The 6,016-nt window shown below is 70.7% G+C and carries 3 protein-coding genes; all 3 read left to right on the top strand.

All coding sequences use genetic code 11. The annotated features are described in order from the left end of the window. The first annotated feature begins 3 nt into the window (after positions 1-3). Positions 4-1,299 (top strand): efflux RND transporter periplasmic adaptor subunit, encoded by a 1,296-nt coding sequence (locus tag ATE62_RS11005; RefSeq protein ID WP_082662744.1) that lies wholly within the window; start codon positions 4-6, stop codon positions 1,297-1,299. A gap of 93 nt (positions 1,300-1,392) precedes the next feature. Then, entirely contained in the window at positions 1,393-4,569 is a 3,177-nt protein-coding gene (locus ATE62_RS11010) for an efflux RND transporter permease subunit (protein WP_058809888.1), read from the top strand. An 11-nt stretch (positions 4,570-4,580) separates the two neighbouring features. Continuing rightward, positions 4,581-5,984: an efflux transporter outer membrane subunit gene (locus tag ATE62_RS11015; RefSeq protein WP_058809889.1), complete on the top strand. Its 1,404-nt coding sequence runs from the start codon at positions 4,581-4,583 to the stop codon at positions 5,982-5,984. Positions 5,985-6,016 lie beyond the last annotated feature (32 nt).

The raw sequence follows: 6,016 nt of genomic DNA on the forward strand, positions 1-6,016 counted from the left end.
CCCATGAACATGCTCTCCCCCTTCGACCGCGCGAAAGCGCGGGAGGTCGAACTCGCCCCCGATGCCGCCTCCGCTCCCGCCAAGACCCCGACCCGCTGGCGTCGCCGGGCGCTGATCGGCCTGCCGATCGCGCTCGTCGTCGCCGGCGGCTATGCGCTCGCCAGCCGCGATAACGCCGCGGTCGCCGCGCCGCCGCTCCCGGTCGTCACCGTCGCGGCGCCGCTGGTGCGCGAGATCACCGAATGGGACGATTATGTCGGCCGCTTCGAGGCGAGCCGCGCGGTCGAGGTGCGCCCGCGCGTCTCGGGTCAGCTCGTCGGCGTGCATTTCACCGACGGCCAGATCGTCCGCAAGGGCCAGTTGCTCTTCACGATCGACGCGCGCCCGTTCAACGCCGCGCTCGCCGAGGCGCGCGCCGACGCCGCTAGTGCGCGCAGCGACCTCGAGCTCGCGCGCGTCAACCTCGCGCGCGCCAACCGGCTGATCGCCGACGAGGCGGTGTCGCAGAGCGATCTCGATCAGCTCAATGCCCGCGTCCGCGCGGCTTCGGCAGCGCTCGCCGCGGCCGACGCGCGCGTCCGTTCGCGCTCGCTCGACGTCGAATTCACCCAGGTCCGCGCGCCGATCGGCGGCCGCATCTCCGACCGCCGCGTCGACTCGGGCAACCTCGTGGCCGCGGGCGAGGGGGCGGGCGGCAGCCTGCTCACCACGATCAACGCGCTCGACCCGATCTATTTCAACTTCGACAGCTCGGAGGCGCTCTTCCTCAAGGCCCAGCGCGAGCGCCAGGCCGGCGGCGCCGCGGCGCAGCAGGTCGAAATCCGGCTGCAGGATGAAAGCGACTATCGCTGGAAGGGCCGCGTCGATTTCTCCGACAATGCGATCAACGCCAATTCGGGCACGCTGCGCGTCCGCGCGGTGATCGACAATCCCGACTATTTCCTGACCCCCGGCATGTTCGGCAATATGCGCCTCGCGCAGGGCGGGACGGTCTCGGCCTTGCTCGTCCCCGACGCCGCGGTGCGCACCGACCAGGCGCGCAAGCAGCTCTTCGTCGTCGGCAAGGACGGCACCGTCGCCGCGCGCCCGGTCGAAACCGGCCCGCTGGTCGCCGGCCTCCGCGTCATTCGCTCGGGGCTCAAGGCCGGCGACCGGGTGGTGGTGCAGGGCATCCAGTTCGCCCAGCCGGGCGCCAAGGTGACCGCCAAGCCGACCACGATCCAGCCCAAGGCCGCGCCCGCCGCGCCGGTGGGAGCGAACCAGCCGCCCGCCGCGTCGCAGGCGACGCTCACGCCCTAAGTCCGCGACCCGCGCCGGAGTCCTCTCCGGCGCGGCCGCGCCCGACCCCGATCACACCATCTTGCCGGCCCTCGCGGGCCGAGGAGGCCCGCCATGCGTCTCAGCCATTTCTTCATCCGCCGCCCGATCTTCGCGGGCGTGATCGCGATCATCATCACGATCGTCGGCGCCTTCGCCTATTTCGGGCTGCCGGTGTCGCAATTCCCCGCGGTGGTCCCGCCGACGGTGACGGTCAGCGCCAATTATCCCGGCGCCTCGGCCGAGACCGTCGCCGACACCGTCGCCGCGCCGATCGAGCAGCAGATCAACGGCGTCGACAACATGCTCTACCAGTCGTCGCAGTCGACCGGCGACGGGCGGCTGACGATCACCGTCACCTTCAAGCTCGGCACCGACCTCGATACGGCGCAGGTGCTGGTCCAGAACCGCGTCGCGCTCGCCGAGCCCAGCCTGCCCGAGGAAGTGCGGCGGCAGGGCGTCGTTGTGCGCAAGACCTCGCCTTCGTGGCTGATGGCGGTCAACGTGCTGTCGCCCGACGGCTCGCTCGATCGCAGCTATGTCTCCAATTACGCGCTGACCCAGCTCAAGGACAGGCTGACCCGCGTCGACGGTATCGGTGACGTCCAGGTGTTCGGCGCGCGCGACTATGCGATGCGCGTGTGGATCGACCCCGGCCGCGCCGCGGCGCTGGGCCTCACCGCGGGCGACATCGTGTCGGCGCTGCGCGAACAGAATGTCCAGGTCGCCGCCGGTACCGTCGGCCAGCCGCCCTTCGACACCGGCGCCGCGCACCAGCTCAGCGTCGAGACGCAGGGCCGCTTCAAGACCGCGGGCGAGTTCGCGAACATCATCGTGCGCACCGCGCCCGACGGCGCGATCACGCGGCTCAGCGATGTCGCGCGCGTCGAGCTGGGCGCCGAGGATTATGGCGTGAACGCCTATCTCTCGGGCCAGGATTCGATCATCATGGGCATCACCCAGCGCCCCGGCACCAACGCGCTCGCCGCCGCCGAGGGCGTGAAGGCGCAGCTCGCCGAAGCGTCGAAGAGCTTCCCCAAAGGGCTCGAGTACAAGATCATCTGGAATCCGACCGAGTTCATCAGCGAATCGATGACCGCGGTGCAAAAGACGTTGCTCGAGGCGATGATCCTCGTCGTCATCGTCATCCTCGTCTTCCTGCAGAGCTGGCGCGCCGCGATCATCCCGATCATCGCCATTCCCGTGTCGCTGATCGGCACCTTCGCGGTGCTCGCCGCGCTCGGTTATTCGCTCAACACGCTGTCGATGTTCGGGCTGGTGCTCGCGATCGGCATCGTCGTCGACGACGCGATCGTCGTCGTCGAGAATGTCGAACGCAACATGGAGCATGGCCTGTCCCCAGGCGAAGCCGCGCACACCTCGATGGACGAGGTGTCGGGCGCGCTCGTCGCGATCGTGCTCGTGCTCTGCGCGGTGTTCGTGCCGACGACCTTCCTCACCGGGATCACCGGCGAATTCTATCGCCAGTTCGCGGTGACGATCGCCACCGCCACCGTGATCTCGCTCATCCTCTCGCTCACCCTGTCGCCCGCGCTCGCCGCGATGCTGCTGCGCCCGCGCGCCACGGAGGCTCCCGCCTCGGGCTGGCGCCGCTACGCCTGGCAGGCAGGCGACAAGTTCAACCGCAGCTTCGACCGGATGAGCGGCTGGTACGCCGTGACCGTGCGCCGCATCGTCGCCGCGCCGCGCAAGGCCCTCGCCACCTATGGCGCCTTGATCGCCGCGACCGCCGCGATCTTCTGGGCCACCCCCGCGGGTTTCGTTCCCGCACAGGACCAGGGCTATGCGCTCGCCGCGATCCAGCTCCCCCCGGGCAGCTCGATCCAGCAGACCGACGCCGTGCTCAAGAAGGTGGTGAAGAAACTGCTCGAGGTGCCCGGCACCGAGGCGGCGGTGATGTTCGCCGGCTTCGACGGCGCCTCGGGCACCCAGGCGTCGAACGCCGGCGCCGCCTATGTCACCTTCAAGCCTTTCTCGGAGCGTGCCGGTACCGACCGCACCGAGGCCAATATCGAAAACGACATGCGCGCGGCGCTCGCCGACGTGAACGACGCCTTCGTCTTCGTCATCCCGCCGCCCGTCATCCAGGGCATCGGCAACGGCGGCGGTTACCGCATGATCGTGCAGGATCGCAGCGACGCCGGCTATCAGGCGCTCGAACAGGCGGGCGGCCAGCTGATCGGCGCCGCACACCAGCAGCGCGAGCTCGCCAACGTCTTCACCCTCTACAACACCGCGACGCCGCGCGTGTACGCTGACATCGACCGCGCCAAGTCCGACATGCTCGGGGTGCCGCCGGCGCGGGTGTTCGAGGCGCTGCAGGTCTATCTCGGCTCGGCCTATGTCAACGACTTCAACCTGCTCGGGCGCACCTTCCGGGTCACCGCGCAGGCCGATGCCGCGGCGCGCGACGATCCGGCGGACATCGCGCAGCTTAAGACGCGCTCGAACACGGGCGAGATGGTGCCGCTCGGCGCGGTCGCGACCTTCAGTGACCGGACCGGCCCCTATCGCGTCACCCGCTACAACCTCTTCCCCGCGGTCGAGGTCGATGGCGAGACCGCAGCCGGTTATTCGACCGGCCAGGCGATCGCGGTGATGGAAAAGGTCGCCGAAGAGCTTCCCGCGGGCTTCTCGGCCGAATGGACCGACATCGCCTTCCAGCAGAAGGCGGCGGGCAATATCGCGGCGCTGATCTTCGCGCTGTCGGTGGTGTTCGTCTTCCTCGTGCTCGCGGCGCAGTTCGAAAGCCTGACGCTGCCGCTCGCGATCATCCTGATCGTGCCGATGACCTTGCTCGCCGCGATGGCGGGGGTGAATGTCCGGGGTCTCGACAACAATATCCTGACCCAGATCGGCCTCATCGTGCTCATCGCGCTCGCGGCGAAGAATGCGATCCTGATCGTCGAATTCGCCAAGCAGGCCGAGGAACGCGGCGCGAGCATCGTCGAGGCGGCGGTGGAGGCGGCGCGTGCGCGTCTCCGCCCAATCCTGATGACCAGCTTCGCCTTCATCCTCGGCGTGGCGCCGCTCGTCTGGGCCTCGGGCCCGGGATACGAGCTGCGCCAAGCGCTCGGCACCGCGGTCTTCTACGGGATGATCGGGGTCACCTTCTTCGGGCTCGTCTACACGCCCAGCTTCTATGTCGTCTGCCGCACGCTCGGCGACCGCATCGCCGCCCGCCGCGGTCGCAGCGGATCCGCCGATCCCGTGCTGCAGCCCGCCGAATAAGGAGAAAGCCCATGCGCAATTTTCTCATCGCCACCGTGTCCGCGTTCACGCTCGCCGCGTGCGCGGTCGGGCCGGACTTCGCCGCTCCCTCCTCCCCCGCGACGGCGTCCGGCCCCTTCCTCTCGACGAAGGCCGGGGTCACCACCACCGCGCCCGCCGACGCCAACTGGTGGCGGCTCTACAACGACCCCGTGCTCGACGGGCTGGTGGCCGACGCGCTCGCCGCCAACACCGACGTCCGCGTCGCGGTGGCGCGCATCGCCAAGGCCCGCGCCGCCTTGCGCGAAGTCCGCGGCGACCGGCTGCCCAGCACCAACCTCAGCGCCGGCGCCAACTACGGCCGCGTCAGCGAAGGGCAGGTGCCCGCGGGCGCCGACCGCACCGGGTGGCAGGTCGATGCCGGGCTGACCGTCGGCTATGAGGTCGACCTCTTCGGCCGCGTCAGCCGCGGGGTCGAGGCGGCGCGCGGCGACCTCGCCGCCGCCGAGGCCGACGCCGACGCGGTGCGCGTGACGATCGTCGCCGAAACCGCGCGCGCCTACGCCGATGCGGCGTCCTCGGCCGAGCGGCTCGCGGTCGCCGAAAAGATCGTCGCCTTGCTCGACCAGTCGGTAAAGCTCACCGCGCGCCGCGCCGAGGTCGGGCTGACCACGCGCCTCGACACCGCGCGCGTCGCCGCGCTGCGCAACCAGCGCGCCGCCGACATCCCCGCGATCGCCGCCGAGCGCGACGCCGCGCTCTTCCGTCTCGCGACGCTCACCGGGCGCACCCCGGCGGACCTGCCGCCGATCGCCGCGGCGCGCACGACGACCTTGCGCCTCGACCAGCCGATCCCGGTCGGCGACGGCGCAGCGCTTCTGGCCCGCCGCCCCGACGTCGCCGCTGCCGAGCGCCGCCTCGCATCGGCGACCGCGCGCATCGGCGTCGCGACCGCGGACCTCTATCCTAAGGTCACGCTCGGCGCCTCGGTCGGCCAGACCAGCTCGGGCCTCGGCGACCTCTTCGGCGGCGGTCCGCTGCGCTGGTTGCTCGGCCCGCTGATCAGCTGGAACTTCCTCAACCAGGAAGCGACGCGCGCGCGCATCGAAGGCGCCGAGGCCGACACCCAGGCCGCGCTCGCGACCTTCGACGGCACCGTGCTCCGCGCGCTCGAGGAGACCGAGACCGCGCTCTCGGGCTACGCGCATATGCTCGACCGCCGCACCGCGCTGCAGTCGGCGCGCGACGAGGCACAGGTCGCGGTGCGCATCACCCGCGCCCAGCAGCGCGAGGGCGCGATCGACGGCCTCGCCGCGCTCGACGCCGAACGCACCTTCGCCGAAGCCGAGGGTGCGCTGGCGCTCGCCGACGCGCGCATCGCCGATGCGCAGGTCGACCTGTTCCGCGCGCTCGGCGGGCGGTGGGACGCAAGCTAAAGCCCCTCCCCTTCAGGGGAGGGGTTGGGGTG

The organism is Sphingopyxis sp. HIX, from assembly GCF_001468285.1.
In the GTDB taxonomy this organism is placed as follows: Bacteria; Pseudomonadota; Alphaproteobacteria; order Sphingomonadales; family Sphingomonadaceae; genus Sphingopyxis.